The following is a 698-nucleotide window of genomic DNA, read 5'->3' as shown; positions in this document are numbered from 1 at the left end:
GGTCCCCGATGGCCGTTAGGCGCGAGCGCATCGACCGGAGGCTGTCGGCTGCGGCGCCGATCGCTCTGGATCAGCCAGCCGATACCATCGTCGTCTTCCGCGACGGCTGGGGCGAGGTTGTGAAACGCTACGATCTCGGCAGGCTCGGTTTGCCGTCGGACATCGCGATTCTTCTGGCCGATGCCTTCCGTCATCATCATGCCGCCTCGAGCCGGGACACGCAGCGTCATTGCTGGATGGCGCTGCGCGCCTTTGCGCGCTTCGTGGCGGAGGACGGTCTTGTTCTGTCGGTCAACGATCTGACCAGTGCGATGGTCGGGCGCTACATCGCATGGCTGGATCGCCAGGTCGCAGGACAGACCAACCAACCCTGGTCGAAGGGTTCGCGGGCGAATGTGCTGATGCAGCTTCGCCAGATGATCGACTGGACCAAGCGGCGGCATCCCTCCCGGCTGCTGTCGCGGATCGACTTCCCCTGGCGGGTCTGGCCGAACCGCATTGTCGATACCCGGCCGCGCCTTGGCGAAGGGGACCTCAAGGCGATCCTGCGCGAGTGCTATGAGGAGATCGACGAGGCATGGGATCGCTTCGAAGCAGGGCGGAAGCTCATTGGGGCGCGCGGGCCGGTTGATGGCGTCGCTCCCGAGCTTTGCGAACTGATCCGGGCGTTCGGAGCCGTGGGTGACGGTGTCCTGCCG

The 698-nt window shown here is 65.6% G+C and carries 1 protein-coding gene; it reads left to right on the top strand.

The features are described from left to right. Positions 1-698 (top strand): hypothetical protein (locus tag AACY08_RS27760; RefSeq protein ID WP_339472305.1); only part of this gene is annotated, 698 nt, incomplete at both ends.

The organism is Pseudomonas sp. EL_65y_Pfl1_R83, from assembly GCF_963970695.1.
In the GTDB taxonomy this organism is placed as follows: domain Bacteria; phylum Pseudomonadota; class Gammaproteobacteria; order Pseudomonadales; family Pseudomonadaceae; genus Aquipseudomonas; species Aquipseudomonas tritici.
Note: the sequence above shows the minus strand (reverse complement) of the source record. Positions and strands in the feature narration are given on the sequence as shown.